Here is a 13,559-nt window from a genome sequence, read left to right as displayed (position 1 = left end):
CGGGCGCAAACTGTAGTTACCGCTCTATTCACCCAAGTTTTCAACTCGATAGCAAGCCACCTCTGGTACTTTCCAGATCTTCATGGACGTTACTCGTCGAGCCTTTGCCTTTTTCGGGGCGACTGCCGTGGGCAGTGTTGCGATGGGCGGCCGCGCATTCGCGGACGTCCCGTCGTCGATCCGTGGCGTGATCGTTCAAGAGGCCGGGAGCACCAGCCGGGTCACGCTGGCCCTCGATCGGCCAGCGCAGGCGCGGACATTCTTTCTGAGCGACCCCTCGCGGTTTGTGATCGATATTTCCAACGCTCAATTGGTGATGCCAGGCGGCGCCACTGGACAGGGCGCGGGCGCGGGTGTGGTGCGCCGCTATCGTTATGCGCAACAGCCGAACGGCACATCGCGCGTGGTGCTTGATCTTGAAGCGCCGGCGAGCCTCGTGCGCCAAGAATTGGGCGGGCGTCGCAATGCGGCAATCAGCTTTGATATCGCCGCCAATGCTCCGTTCACGCCCGCGCCGGCGCCGATTCAGCGGGCGGGTCGCGATCAACGTCGCCGCACGATTGTTATCGACGCCGGTCACGGTGGCCGCGATCCGGGCGCCATTGGCGTCAACGGCACGCGTGAAAAGGACGTGGTTCTCCACTGCGCGCTGATGGCGCGTGATGCGCTGGAGCAGCGCGGTTATCGCGTGGCGCTCACGCGTGACGCAGACAATTTCGTGGAGCTGGAAGATCGCGTGCATTTCGCGCGTGGCCAGCACGCCGATCTTTTCATTTCCATCCATGCAGACTCGAGCCCGAATGCGGCGACGACGGGCGCATCGGTTTACACGCTGTCAGACCGTGGCGCGATGCGCGCCCAGGGCATGATCGCCTCGCAAAACTGGGACCTCGATCTTGGAAATACGCGCGCCAGCGCCACACGGGACATCCTGGTGGATCTCACCCAGCGCGAAACGACGAACCGGTCTGCGCAGTTTGCCCAGGTTGTCATCCCCAAGCTGGGCGAAGTCGCACCCCTTGTGCGCAATACCCACCGAAATGCGGGGCTGTTTGTGCTTTTGGCGCCGGACGTTCCGGCGGTGTTGATTGAAACCGGCTTTTTGAGCAACGCCACGGACGAGCGCCGCCTGGGCGACCCGCGCGCTCGCGAGCGCATGGCCGGGGCTATGGCCGAGGCCGTCGACGCCTATTTTGCGCCGCCGGCCGTCTACGCCGCAGCCGACTAATTTTAGCGCGAATCTTAAGCTAAATCCGCTATGTCACGGACGCTGTCCTGGCCTTAATCGCGCCTCATTACGGGGCGAGGCCGGGCGGATTCATTCACTGGCGCGCAGAAGCGGGGCGCAATGTCGCGAACAAGTTCATACGACCGCGGTTGGGACGACGAAGAGTACGACGACGATTACGATCGTCGCGACTATCGTGAGCCACGTGGCGGCGGCGGTGGCGGCGGCATTCCGTGGCGCAAAATCCTGATCGGCTTCGGTATCGCCGTCGCGGCGGGCGTTCTCGCAGTGATCATCTTCTTGATCGCGGCGCTTCAGGGCCTTCCTAGCCTCGAAGATCTGCAGGATTACCAGCCGCCTGTAACGAGCCGTGTGCACGCCGGTGACGGCGCGCTCGTGGCGGAGTTCGCACGTGAGCAACGTGTGTTCGTTCCGATCGAACAAATCCCCGATCACGTGAAGAACGCGTTCGTCGCCGTTGAAGACGCGCGCTTCTTCGAGCACTCGGGCATTGATTATCAGGGTTTGGCGCGCGCCGTGCTGCGCATTCCGCTCGATATCGTTCAAGGGCGCCGCATCCAAGGCGCCTCGACGATCACGCAACAGGTCGCGGGCAACATGCTCACTGGCCGTGCGGCGTCATGCTCCGGCGGCATCGGTGGCATGTTCTGCGCGATCTGGACGAAACTGCGTGAAGGCCTCGTCGCGCAGCGCATCGAACGCGTGCTCGATAAGGACCGCGTTCTCGAACTCTATTTGAACCAAATTTATTTGGGCAACCGCGCTTATGGCGTTGCAGCCGCTGCGCTCAACTATTTCGACAAGCCGCTCAGCGATCTTACGGTTTCCGAAGCCGCTTATCTCGCAATCCTTCCGAAGGGCCCTGCGAACTATCAGCTGCCGCGCAATCGCGAACGCGCAATCGACCGCCGCAACTACGCGATCGGCCGGATGCTGGAGCGTGGTTACATCACCGAGGCGCAGGCCACGCAAGCGCGCGCCGCGGACCTCGAAGTGCACAACCGCCTCGCGGGTGATCAGTACATTGCCGCGTCTCACTTCGTTGAAGAAGTGCGCCGTCAGGTTCAAGAACAGTACGGCGAAGATGCGCTCTATGATGGCGGTCTCTCGATCCGTTCGACGATCGATACGCGTCTGCAATTGGCGGCCGCGCAGTCACTGCGTCGCGGTCTTGAGGAGTATGATCGTCGTCACGAGTGGCGCGGTCCGACCAGCACGGGCGACGCTGACGGCGACGTCCAGGCGCAATTGCGGGACTCCGCCGAAGCACCCCAGCTCTCTGGTTGGTTGCGCGCGATGGTCACGGCGACAGGCAACGGCGCGATCACGCTTACGGATGAGAATGGTCAGACGGGCCGTGTGGGTGACAATGACGCCCAATGGGCCGCGCAAGGTGCTCGCCGCGAAGGCGCTCGGGCACTCCGTCGCGGCGCGATCGTGTATGCAACGCGAGCCGCAAACGGGCGCTACAACTTGAAGCAAGTGCCGCAAATTCAGGGTGCACTCGTCGCCATGGATCCGCACACCGGCCGCGTTCTGGCGATGGTCGGCGGCTATTCCTTCAATGATGCGAACGGCCTTAACCGCGCAACGCAGGCGCAACGCCAGCCAGGCTCCTCGTTCAAGCCGATCGTTTACGCAGCCGCTCTGGACTATGGTTTGACGCCAGCCACGCTCGTTGATGACGCGCCACTGGCGATCGAAGCAGGCGATGGTTCGAACTGGTCGCCGGAAAACTACACGCGAGAATTCTACGGTCCAACGACGCTGCGTCGCGGTTTGGAGATGTCGCGCAACGCAATGACAGCGCGCGTGGCTTACGAAATGGGCCCCGAACGCATTCTCGATTACGGCCGGCGTCTCGGTGTCTACGGAGATCGTACGCAAGCTGTGTTTGCTCTGGCGCTTGGCGCCGGTGAAACGACACTGCTCCGCATGACGACCGCTTACGGGATGTTCGTGAACGGTGGACGCCAAATCTCGCCGATCTTTATCGACCGTATCCAGGATCGCACCGGCGCCTCGGTATTCCGCCGCGATCAGCGTGAATGTGTGCAGTGTAACGTCGAATGGTCGGGGCAACGCGCGCCGAACCTGGCTGATACGCGCGCGCAGGTGCTTGACGCCGTCACCGCCTATCAGATCGTCTCGATGGCTGAAGGCGTGGTGCAACGCGGCACCGCGACGACCGTCAATACGCTAGGCTTCCCGCTGGGCGGCAAGACCGGCACTACGAACGATTACAAGGACGCCTGGTTTATCGGCTTCTCGCCGGATTTGGTGGTTGGCGTGTGGGCTGGCTTCGACACGCCGCGCGATATGGGTGAAGGAGAAACCGGTGGCCGTATCTCGGCGCCGATCTTCCGCGACTTCATGCGTGAGGCGCTGCGCAACTCATCGCCGACGCCATTTCGTATTCCAGCCGGCGCGCGCCTCGTGCGTGTCGACTATCTGACGGGCGGTCTGCCGAATGCGTCGACCACGCAAACGATCTTGGAAGCGTTCCGGCCAGGAACAGAGCCGACGCGTGACGTGACCTCATCACCGTTCATCTTCGGTGGCAGCGATCCGATCGACCCGCGTGTGCTCTCTGGGCTATCCGGCACTGACACGCCGAACGAGGGCCGCGCGACGGCGCCTCAACAACAGCAGCAACAGGACGAGGATTTGGGCGGACTCTACTAGTCTCCCACTTCTATCCGCCGTCTCGTTCGCCTATCTAAGTTCCTCAGATTCTGAGGGACTTGAGACTTATGCGCGCCGAAATCGCCACGTTGGCTGAACAGATCGAATCCGCCGTCGCCTTGTTGCGGAGGCGTCTTTGACTGGGATCGCGCCCAAGTCCGATTTGACGAACTGACCGCTCTCTCTGAGCGCCCGGATTTTTGGAACGATCCGGAGAAAGCACAAAAGCTGATGCGAGAGCGCACAAAGTTGGAGAATGGCATGAACGCCATTCTCTTGCTTGAACGTGATTTGCGCGATGGCGTTGAACTCGCTGAGCTTGCGGAAGCTGAAGGCGATGAAAGCCTGATCACCGAGGCCCAAGACGGGTTGAAGGCAGCGCAGGCGCGCGCCGCGAAAGCTGAGCTTGAAGCGCTGCTATCGGGCGAAGCCGACAGCAACGACGCCTATATTGAATTCAACTCCGGCGCTGGCGGCACCGAGAGTCAGGATTGGACCGAAATGCTCATGCGCATGTACTTGCGCTGGGCGGGCGCGCGGGGCTTCAAGGCAGATTTGCTTGAGGAGCAAGTCGGCGACACGGCGGGCATCAAGTCCGCCACTGTGCTTGTGAATGGCGAGAACGCATATGGCTGGTTAAAGACCGAGGCTGGCGTGCATCGTCTCGTACGCATCAGCCCGTATGATTCGAACGCACGCCGCCACACATCGTTTGCGAGCGTGTGGGTCTATCCAAAGATCGACGACACGATCGAGGTTGAGATTTTGGATAAGGACGTGCGCACGGATACCTATCGCGCGTCCGGTGCAGGCGGTCAGCACATCAACAAGACCGACTCGGCCGTGCGTTTGACACACATTCCGACGGGCATCGTCGTTGCCTGCCAAGCTGAGCGTTCACAGCACAAGAACCGTGCGGCGGCCTGGGACATGCTACGCGCGCGCCTCTATGAGGCGGAGCTGCAGAAGCGCGAAGCGGCGGCGCAGCAACTGGAAGACAGCAAGACCGAAATCGGTTGGGGTAGGCAGATTCGGTCATACGTCTTGCAGCCGTATCAGATGGTCAAAGACCTGCGGACGGGTGTTGAAACGTCTGATACGCAAGGTGTGCTCAACGGCGATTTGGATCAGTTCATGGCCGCGTCATTGGCGGCGCGTGTGAGCGGAGCGGGCGATAAACAAGTCGAGGACATCGACTAGCATTTGGGCGGGGCCCATGAGTTTCGAAACTGCGGAAGTACCTGCTGAGGCCATTGAGCAGCCGGTTCCTTGGATTGTGCAATATCAGCGCGTCCAATGTACCGGCGGCTCGCCCTTGACCACGTTTCAAGGCGTGCTGTGCGACGAGATCGTGCTGCCCCAGAGCGCGGCGGATCATGGTGATCCGGCGCAACTCGTAGCTGCTGCCGACGCGTGGGTTGAGGCGCTCACAAACCAAGCGCAGTTCTTGCCTGGTGAGTTCGCGCAGGAAGCTTTGTGGAGTTTCTATGCGCGCGATTACATTGCCCAGGTCAGCGTTGGCGGACACGCGCAGTACTTCGCAAATCGCGGCGGCGATGAAGTGGCGTTGCGATGCGCCAGCGCGGGTCTCAAGAGCATGCTCGCTGATCCGCATTGGGAATTGTTGACGTTGCTCTTGCGGCTGAAGCGTTCAAAGCCGCCGGTCGCGCGCAAGATTGCAGCAGAGCACGGCTATCGTTCGGCGAACGCCGCGCTGAAGGATTTGGACAAACGCTTTGCCGACGTTGAGGCCAAGGAGCCATTGGCGCCTCGTCATAAGACTTGGCTGAAGAGCCTGCGCAAAGTGAAGATCGCGCCTGATGCGGAGATGACCGCGCACTTGCAACGCATTGCGCAGTCAAATCCGCTGTTTCCGCGGCGGGTGATGGAAGCAGATCGCATGCGCGCGGAGACACTGCGCGCCTCGCCGCCGTTCCGGGCCGCGAAGGCCCTTTGCGACATGGCGGGGCTGACGATCAGCAACTTTCGCATTCTGGGCTTTGCGCCGATGCGTACGGCATGGCCCGATGGCCCCGATGTGCGCGGGTACATTTGCCGGCTTGAAACCGATAAGGGCGTGCGCGGCGCGTTGTTCTATCGCGAAGGAGCGGTTTTCAAGCGCTATCTCAGCGTGCTCGTGGATCAGGGCGGTGGCTTGCCGATTGGATCGGTGGCGCTCACCGAACAGCAATACGCCGAAATCGTCCCGGCCGACGTCTGAGCATCTCTCGCAAGCAAAAAGGCCCGGCGTTAGCCGGGCCTTTGAGCGTCTTGCCTGACGTATTAGTTTGAGCCGGTGACGATCACGCCCGAGACCATGCGGTCATCGTTCGAGGGTTCACCGAACACCGAGTTGCCGCCACCGAACGCGTTCGAGCGATCTTGCGGTGAAACCACTTGCGGCTGGGCAGGGGCGCCGGGGCCTGACTGCGACAGCGGATCCTGCAGATAACGGCACTGACCTTCGAACACGGCGCCCATCTCAACCGAGAGGGACTGGTGAACGATATCGCCGAGGACGTGGGCGTTGCGCGCCAGCATGACCTTGCGTGCGCGCACCGAACCTTCGACGCGGCCGTGAACGGTCACGCTTTCGGAAACGACGTCGCCCTTGACCATGCCCGTGTCGCCGACGGTCAGCGAACCGCCACGCACGTTGCCTTCAATCTCGCCGTCGACCTGCAGCTCTGCGCCGTCAGCATCTATTGTGCCCGTGATCTTCACGCCATTGGCGATGATCGAGGCGATGCCAGTACGAGCCGGTGCAGTGCGACGCTGTTGAGTTGGTTCAGGAAGAGCAGGCAAGTTCGAATCCGTACGAGAATTACCCTTGTTCGTGAACATGCCGTCCTGCCCTCAAGAAATTGACCGGATCAACCGCCCGGCCGCGGAACCACACCTCATAATGCAAGTGTGTGGCGGTGCTACGACCAGTTGAGCCCATTGATCCGATACGCTGGCCGATGGCGACTTGAGCGCCGCGCTCGACTTGAATGTCGCGCAAGTGAGCGTAACGGGTCTTGAAGCCGTGACCGTGGTCGATCTCGACGGTGTAGCCATATCCGGAACGAGTTCCAGCATAAACCACAGTGCCTGGTGAGGTCGCGACGACCGGCGCGCGTTCGAACGCGGCCATGTCGAGCCCTGAGTGGAACGCAGCGCGGCCCGTGAACGGATCGATGCGTTGGCCGTAGCCTGAGGTTTCGCGGTAATCGACCGCGACTGGCGCTGCGAGCGGGGTCGAATTCGCGATCCCGTCGAGGCGGCGCGATTCTGTGACGCGGGCGGCGACTTGAGCAACGCGCTCAGCGAAAGCTGGGTTCAGACCGCTGTCGCGCAGATAAGCTACGAAATCTTGCGGAACGAGCGGACCGCCGACGGCGGGCTCTGCTTCTGGACCCGTGAGCGAGGCCATCGATACGCCGGTAAGGCGCAGGACACCGCGAACTTGTTCGCTGCGCTCGACGACGCTGTCCTCAAGTTCGGAGAGGGTCTGCTCTTGGTCGCCTTCGAGCGCTTCGGTGCGGGCGCGGAAGCCGACGGTCGTGACTTGATAGGGCTCAGCCGCGACGGCGCGCGACTGACGCGGCTCAGCTTCGTCAATCGAAGCGGCCATAATGATGCGCGCGCCGTCGCGCTCGATCGGACGGTTCGCGGCGACTTGAAGCGAAGCGCCGCCGGCGTACTCAAGCAGCGAACGCAGAACTTCGTGACGGCTCTCGAAATCAGCGGTCGCGCGGTCGAATTGGCGCGTGCGCTCTTCGAGCAGGGCCTGCGAGGCGGCTGCTTGCGCGCGGCTTTCGTTCAGCCAGCGATCGTACTTCGCGCGTTCGCGCTCGACTTCGGCGTTCGAAGCTGACGCTTGAGGACCTTCGAGCAGGGTGTTCGTGGTCGCGTAGACGCACCAACCCGCCAAGCCCACGGCGGTCATCGCCAGAAGGGCCTGTTTTCCAGGTGAAAGAGACACGTAGCGGACGGTACCGCCGCTACGATGATAAATCTGCCGCTCCGGGAACATTCGATCGAATAACGACCGTGCCCGCGATCCGAACTGGCTCATGGTCCGCCACCGCCCACTAACCTAAATACAAAACTGTCGTTTTGCCCCGCCAGAGTTCATCTCAACCTGAAACCCTCCCGAAATGCAACAGAGACCCACTGCCGTTTACAGGAATTTCAGCTTGTTTAACGCTCATCTGCCAAAAGCACGCCAAATCTTGCTAAAGACAGTAAATTACGCCGCTATTTCGCGTCCATCGCGTTAACCACTTTCAATACGTCTTCCACATGTCCTGGCACCCGCACCTTTCGCCAGACGTGGGCGATCTTTCCCTTCGTATCGATGAGAAAAGTGGCGCGTTCTATCCCCATAAATTTGCGGCCGTAGAGGGTCTTCTCACCCCAAACGCCATAGGCCTCTGTGACCTCACCGGTCTCGTCGGCGCCTAATTGCACCTTGAGCCCATGTTTCGCCGCGAATTTATCGTGCTTGGCGACGCTATCGCGCGAAACGCCAAGCACGACCGCCTTGGCGGCTGCGAAACTCTTCGTCTTTTCAGTGAAGTTTAGGGCTTCCAGGGTACAACCGGGTGTGTCGTCCTTTGGGTAGAAGTAGAGGATGACACGCTTGCCCTTGAGGCTAGCCAAGCTGACGTGTCCGCCCCCGGCCGTTGGAAGATCAAAAGGGGGTGCGGGGTCGCCGGGTTTGAGCGTCTTAGCCATCGGGAGCCACCTCCAGGCTCGCGGCCCTTGGGCCGTTCGGTTCGTCGCCAGCTGCGATCGGGCTGGGGCTTTGCTTTGCGTCAAATTCCTAAAGCGCGCTAGATACTTGCGCGGGGCGCTGGAGCACGCCGGATGATACGCCGCTCGACGCTCATTGCTGTCGAGATTTTACTTGGACTGGTTGCGGCGCTCGCAATCGGTGTCGGGGTCGCTTGGTGGCGCTTCAGCCAGGGCCCCATCGAACTCAATTCAATGCGCGATCAGATCGAAACCGAGCTTAGCCAGGCGCGGTCTGGCCGGCCGGTCGGGATCGAGCGGGTGGAGCTGGCCTGGAATCCACGTGGCGCGCTCGAACTGCGCGCGATTGGGGTGACGGTCGAGGACGGGCGCGGCGGCGTGCTTTCGCGCTCGGATGAAGCGCGGATATCGCTCGATGTGCTACCGCTCCTGATCGGGCGCATCTCTGTCTCGCGCGCGGAATTTATCGGCGGCGCGATTACTTTCACGCGGAGGCCCAACGGCGCGATGCATATCGCGTTCGGTCCAGAAGGGTCCCCGCCGGACATCATCATTCCCGCCGTTATCACCAACGAGACGCTCGAAGAGCGTGTTGCGCGCGTGCTCGACAGCATGGAGGCTGCGTTCAAACCGGTTGGCGCCGGCGGAAGTTTGCGCGAGGTCTCGGTGCGCGGCGCGGCGCTCACGCTCATCGATGAATCGGGTGGCGGCCGCTGGACAGCTGATGCGGCGAGCATCGAACTTGCCCGTCGCGGACGATCATTGGCGTTGTTTGGAAGCGCTGAGCTGGAGGGCGCCGAAGGTATAGCGCCGGCGACGCTGCGCATCACAACTGATACGCGCTTTCAAAGCGCTCTGATTGAATTCGGCGCGCAGAATGCGCGGCCTCGCGCGTTGTTCTCACAAGCGGCGCTCGGACCATTCGCGGGTCTAGACGCCCCCGTCACCATGAACATCTCGGTGGGCATGGACCGTGAAGCCGGCGTCAATCGCTTTGAAGGCGACGTCGTCATTGGCGAAGGTTCTGCCGATGTTGCCGGCGATCGCTTAAGTCTCAGTGGCGGGCGCCTCCACGGACATTACGATATCGATAGCGACGAACTCATAATCGATCAGATCGCGCTGGCGGGAGATCGCACGCGCATCGGCGGCGATATTCGCGTCCGTGATGTTTCCGCAATCATGCGTGCTGCGCCCAACGAGCCGGCGGCGTTCAACATTTCGCTGCCCTCGATGCGTGTTGATGTGCCTGGCACGTTTGCCGAACCGCTTGCGATTACGAACGTGGAGGTTGCCGGCTCAATTATTTCGGCGCAGCGCACCGTGAATGTCAGCCGGATCACCGCCCGGGCCGGCGACGGCAGGTTCAACGGGACTGGCCGGCTTTATTGGACTGATGTCGATGGTAGCGCTCACACCGGAGTGCAGCTTGATGGCGCGCTTGAAGGCGCCGTCGATGCGCGCGCCGTCATGCACATGTGGCCGGTGGGTCTCGGCGAGAGCGTGCGTGAATACCTCGCACGAACGATCACTGGTGGACGCGTCACGGACGCCACCGTTCATATCAACGTCCTGCCTGGTGACCTGATCGACGGCGCGCTCCAGGACGACGCCATCGACGTGCGCTTCAACGTCGACAGTGCGTCGATGGAATTCATTTCTACGATGTCGCCGGTCACGCACGCGCGCGGATCGGGCATTTTGCGCGGCAACAGTTTCAGCATGGTGGTGCCTGAAGCGCGCTTCCACGGCATGCCTGTCACCAACGGCCGCATCGAGGCGCCGCGGTTTAAGCCCGATGGTCAGATGATGACGATCTCCGCACACGTGGACGGCGATGCGCGTCCGTTGCTCGAAGTGCTCGCCATGGAGCCTATTTCGCTCGGTGAGCGACTGCCGATCGATGCGGCGAGCGCGACTGGGCGTGGTAGCGTAAACGTGCGGATCCAACGCCCGATGGTGCGCGATGCGCCGTTTGAAGCGTGGCGGTTTACGGTTGACGGTGCAATCCGTGACTTCGCCGGCAACATGTCGACGCGGAACGTGGCGCTGAGCAACGGGCAGCTGACTGTGCGCGGTGACCAGCGCGCCGTCACTGTGAGCGGCCCCATTCGCGCCGGCGATTCCGCGATCCAGAATGTGCGCTGGACCGAATATATTGGCCGTCCGGATGACGCGTCGTCGTCCGAATATCAAATTTCCGGCGATTTCGACGCGAATGATTTGGAACGGCTCGGGTATCCGGTTGCACGTTATGCGCAAGGGCGCATTGGCGTGACCGTTACCGGTCAGGGCCGCGGCTTTGACGTTGACAATGCGCGTATCGATCTTGATCTGCGCAACGCTGCGGTGCAATTGCCGCGTGACTTCTGGACCAAGCGTGCGGGCCAAGCGGCTTCGGCGCGCTTTGTTGTTCAGCGCCAGAGTGATGGTGGTTTGGCGTTCAATGATATCGACGCCCGTGGCGGCGGATTGCTCGCTCAAGGGCGCGTGCGGTTGGCGCGCGACAACACACTGATGGAAGTCGATCTACCGCGCCTCGTGGTCGAAGGCAGCGCCGATGCGCGCTTAACCGCCGCGCGCGCTCAAGACGGCGCTCTGGTGGTGAGTATTCGCGGCGCCATGTTCAACGCCGAGCCCTTCATGGGATCGCAGGCGCCGCCCGAAGGCGGGACGGCCACGCCAACAGCTGCACAAGGCTCAACGCTCGATTCTGGCGCCATGCGCGCAAGTGTGATTGTCGATCGGCTAAAGATGCGCGGTGGCGCGACCTTGGCGGACGCAAACGTGCACGTGGCGACGGTGCGTGAGGGCTTGATGACGCTCTCCGCCGAAGGGCGTTCCCCGGGAGGAGAGTCATTCTCACTGACATTAGGCCAGCGCGCCGGCGACGCGCGTAGCCGTGTGCGTTTTCGCGCGGGTGATGCGGGCTTTGCGGTTCGTGCGCTGACGGGGGCGGAGAACGTCGTTGGCGGCGCCGCGTCGGCTGATGGCGATTGGCGCGGCGGCGCTCAGAGCCAAGCGCGCTTTAACGTTGGCATGCGCGACTTCCAGGTCGTGCGCTTGCCTGCGATGGCGCGACTTCTTTCGTCCGCGGGTTCGCTGACGGGGCTAACTGAAATGCTCAACGGCGACGGCATCGGTTTCCTGGCGCTCGACGCCGAGATGACGTATGCGAACAATCGTCTGCAGTTCGCGGAAGGTCGTATGGCTGGCCCATCGCTGGGGCTCACCGGGGCTGGTAGTTACGATATCACGCGCGACAATCTCGATATTGACGGCGTCGTCGCCCCCTCACCAATGCTCAATCTCTCAATGCTTGGCAGCATCCCGGTGATCGGCGACTTGTTGGTGTCACGTCGCGGCGAAGGCGTGTTCGGGATGACCTATTCGATCAATGGCCATGCTGCGGAGCCGCGCGTGGGTGTGAACCCCGTCTCTGCGCTGACGCCGGGCATCTTGCGCCGCATATTCGAGCCCGTGCCGCAGCGTGAAGCCGAAGCGCCTGCGCGCAACACAGGCGGCGCCCACATGTTCAACCCGTCAGGCTCGACGCCAATCGCACCCGACCCGAACACGCCGACAGAAGCGGGTGGCGGCGGTACGCTGTTGGATGCGTTGCCCTAAGTTACGCGCAACAGCGCGTGCTTCTTCTTGCCGAGCGAGAGTTTGATCGCGCCGTCGACAACATCGGCGCTGGTGAGCATCGCTGCTTCGTCCGAGATTGCGTTGTCGTTCACGCGGAGCGCGCCTGCGCTGATATGGCGCTTGGCTTCACCATTCGACGCGACCAATTCCGCGCGTGTGAACGCCGCGGTCACGCGAAGTCCCTGAGCGAGCTCATCGCTCGTCACGGGGAAGGTCGGAAGGTTGTCGCTCCGAGCGCCTTGTTCGAATGTCGCGCGCGCTGCTTCTTGCGCTTTGTTGGCTTCGTCACGACCGTGGAGAAGCGCCGTCGCCTCGGTTGCGAGCACTTTCTTTGCGTCATTGATCTCAGCGCCTTGAAGCGCTTCGAGGCGCGCTATCTCGTGGAGCGGCAAGTCGGTGAAGATCTTCAAGAAGCGGCCGACGTCGGCGTCTTCGCTGTTGCGCCAGTATTGCCAGTATTCGTACGGGCTTTTCATATCGGCGTTGAGCCAAACAGCGCCATCTGCGGTTTTTCCCATCTTGGCGCCTGACGCCGTGGTGATCAGCGGCTGTGTGAGGCCGAAGAGGTTGTAGCTCTCCATGCGACGGCCGAGTTCGACGCCGTTGACGATGTTGCCCCACTGATCTGAGCCGCCCATCTGCAATGAACAATTGTAGCGCTTCTTCAGCTCTACGAAGTCGTAGGCCTGTAGGATCATGTAGTTGAACTCGATGAAGCTCATTGGCTGCTCGCGCTCAAGCCGCAGCTTCACGCTGTCCATCGAAAGCATGCGGTTGACGCTCATGTGGCGGCCAACCGTGCGCAGGAACTCCAGATAGTTGAGCTTTAAGAGCCACTCGGAATTGTCGACGAGGGTTGCGTCGCTCGGCCCGTCGCCGAATTTCAGAAATTTCTCGAACGTGCCGCGAATGGAGTTCGTGTTCTTGACGATCTGCTCTTCGCTCAAGAGCTGGCGCATCTCTTCCTTGCCAGAAGGATCGCCGACCCGCGTCGTGCCGCCGCCAAGGAGCACGATCGGCTTGCCGCCTGCCTGCTGAAGGCGGCGTAGGTACATGATTTGTGTGAGGTTGCCGACGTGCAGCGACGGCGCCGTCATGTCGAAGCCGATATAGCCGGTGACGCCCGCGAGCGCGGCTTTGTCCAATCCTTCAAGGTCAGTGCATTGGTGGAACTGACCACGCGCGACGGCGTCGCGGAGGAATGGGGACTGGAGGTTGGCTTCGGTGGTCAAGGGTA

Annotated in this window: 9 protein-coding genes; 5 read left to right on the top strand and 4 right to left on the bottom strand. The window is 61.8% G+C overall.

What is annotated here, in order from left to right; genetic code table 11:
• The first annotated feature begins 127 nt into the window (after window positions 1-127).
• The 4 genes from ATE48_RS01695 to ATE48_RS01680 all read left to right on the top strand — a co-directional run bounded on the left by ATE48_RS01695 (window position 128) and on the right by ATE48_RS01680 (window position 6,155).
• Window positions 128-1,228 carry an N-acetylmuramoyl-L-alanine amidase gene (locus tag ATE48_RS01695; RefSeq protein ID WP_228126736.1) on the top strand — a complete coding sequence of 367 codons (1,101 nt, stop codon included), beginning with the start codon at window positions 128-130 and terminating at the stop codon, window positions 1,226-1,228.
• Window positions 1,229-1,348: 120 nt separating this feature from the next.
• Window positions 1,349-3,934: a penicillin-binding protein 1A gene (locus tag ATE48_RS01690; RefSeq protein ID WP_083197109.1), complete on the top strand. Its 2,586-nt coding sequence runs from the start codon at window positions 1,349-1,351 to the stop codon at window positions 3,932-3,934.
• Window positions 3,935-4,002: 68 nt separating this feature from the next.
• Window positions 4,003-5,134 (top strand): peptide chain release factor 2 gene (gene prfB, locus ATE48_RS01685; protein ID WP_156767550.1). Its coding sequence is split into 2 segments (ribosomal slippage): window positions 4,003-4,071 and window positions 4,073-5,134, totalling 1,131 coding nucleotides; the frame shifts between segments, so codons are not numbered across the junction.
• A gap of 16 nt (window positions 5,135-5,150) precedes the next feature.
• Window positions 5,151-6,155 carry a DMP19 family protein gene (locus ATE48_RS01680; protein ID WP_066767206.1) on the top strand — a complete coding sequence of 335 codons (1,005 nt, stop codon included), beginning with the start codon at window positions 5,151-5,153 and terminating at the stop codon, window positions 6,153-6,155.
• Window positions 6,156-6,217: 62 nt separating this feature from the next.
• On the opposite strand, the gene ATE48_RS01675 is transcribed toward ATE48_RS01680, so the two are convergent.
• The 3 genes from ATE48_RS01675 to bcp form a co-directional block, all read right to left on the bottom strand.
• Window positions 6,218-6,739 carry a bactofilin family protein gene (locus ATE48_RS01675; protein WP_228126735.1) on the bottom strand — a complete coding sequence of 174 codons (522 nt, stop codon included), beginning with the start codon at window positions 6,737-6,739 and terminating at the stop codon, window positions 6,218-6,220.
• Window positions 6,740-6,758: 19 nt separating this feature from the next.
• Window positions 6,759-7,994, bottom strand: a complete 1,236-nt coding sequence (locus ATE48_RS01670; RefSeq protein WP_066767201.1) for a peptidoglycan DD-metalloendopeptidase family protein — start codon at window positions 7,992-7,994, stop codon at window positions 6,759-6,761.
• Between the two features lie 182 nt (window positions 7,995-8,176).
• The gene (gene bcp, locus ATE48_RS01665) at window positions 8,177-8,656 is read right to left on the bottom strand and encodes a thioredoxin-dependent thiol peroxidase (RefSeq protein WP_066767199.1); all 480 of its coding nucleotides are present in this window, start codon (window positions 8,654-8,656) and stop codon (window positions 8,177-8,179) included.
• A 132-nt stretch (window positions 8,657-8,788) separates the two neighbouring features.
• Between bcp and ATE48_RS01660 the strand changes: the two genes are divergently transcribed.
• Entirely contained in the window at window positions 8,789-12,301 is a 3,513-nt protein-coding gene (locus ATE48_RS01660) for a YhdP family protein (RefSeq protein ID WP_066767197.1), read from the top strand.
• Here the strand turns inward: ATE48_RS01660 and tyrS are convergent.
• The gene (gene tyrS / locus ATE48_RS01655) at window positions 12,298-13,554 is read right to left on the bottom strand and encodes a tyrosine--tRNA ligase (RefSeq protein ID WP_066767195.1); all 1,257 of its coding nucleotides are present in this window, start codon (window positions 13,552-13,554) and stop codon (window positions 12,298-12,300) included. The two genes, ATE48_RS01660 and tyrS, sit on opposite strands and share 4 nt — an antisense overlap.
• Window positions 13,555-13,559: the final 5 nt, after the last annotated feature.

It is taken from the genome of Candidatus Viadribacter manganicus (assembly GCF_001679665.1).
Lineage (GTDB): Bacteria > Pseudomonadota > Alphaproteobacteria > Caulobacterales > Aquidulcibacteraceae > Vitreimonas > Vitreimonas manganica.
Note: the sequence above shows the minus strand (reverse complement) of the source record. Positions and strands in the feature narration are given on the sequence as shown.

Excerpts from the sequence above, each read along its gene's own strand:
- ATE48_RS01690 (WP_083197109.1), top strand. The coding sequence starts at position 1,349 with ATGTCGCGAACAAGTTCATACGACCGCGGTTGGGACGACGAAGAGTAC.
- ATE48_RS01680 (WP_066767206.1), top strand. The coding sequence starts at position 5,151 with ATGAGTTTCGAAACTGCGGAAGTACCTGCTGAGGCCATTGAGCAGCCG.
- ATE48_RS01670 (WP_066767201.1), bottom strand. The coding sequence starts at position 7,994 with ATGAGCCAGTTCGGATCGCGGGCACGGTCGTTATTCGATCGAATGTTC.
- bcp (WP_066767199.1), bottom strand. The coding sequence starts at position 8,656 with ATGGCTAAGACGCTCAAACCCGGCGACCCCGCACCCCCTTTTGATCTT.
- ATE48_RS01660 (WP_066767197.1), top strand. The coding sequence starts at position 8,789 with ATGATACGCCGCTCGACGCTCATTGCTGTCGAGATTTTACTTGGACTG.